The organism is Pseudomonas sp. 06C 126, from assembly GCF_001855215.1.
Classification (GTDB): domain Bacteria; phylum Pseudomonadota; class Gammaproteobacteria; order Pseudomonadales; family Pseudomonadaceae; genus Aquipseudomonas; species Aquipseudomonas proteolytica.
The window spans coordinates 1-378 of record NZ_MIFU01000029.1 but is presented as its reverse complement, the minus strand read 5'-3'; the positions used below and the strand labels follow the sequence as shown (position 1 = coordinate 378).

General features: G+C 48.1%; 2 rRNA genes. Both read right to left on the bottom strand.

The annotated features are described in order from the left end of the window. Window positions 1-33 precede the first annotated feature (33 nt). Window positions 34-149, bottom strand: a 5S ribosomal RNA gene (gene rrf, locus BHC62_RS05370). 156 nt (window positions 150-305) lie between these two features. Further along, window positions 306-378: ribosomal RNA gene (locus BHC62_RS05365) — 23S ribosomal RNA — on the bottom strand; the annotation flags it as partial.

The following is a 378-nucleotide window of genomic DNA, read 5'->3' as shown; positions in this document are numbered from 1 at the left end:
AACTGCTTTCGCAATTGGGGTTTCGGAATTTAATCTTGACGATGACCTACTCTCACATGGGGAAACCCCACACTACCATCGGCGATGCATCGTTTCACTACTGAGTTCGGGATGGGATCAGGTGGTTCCAATGCTCTATGGTCGTCAAGAAATTCGGGTACTGAGTCGTGGCCAGCTGGCCTCGCTTCAGCAAATTGGGTATGTAATAGAAGTCGGTGTTTGCAAGAATCGAACTTTCGGTTCGTTTCGTCTTCACACACCGCAATCTGATGCCCTTTCGAGTAGTCAAATTGCTTGGGTGTTATATGGTCAAGCCTCACGGGCAATTAGTATTGGTTAGCTCAACGCCTCACAGCGCTTACACACCCAACCTATCAA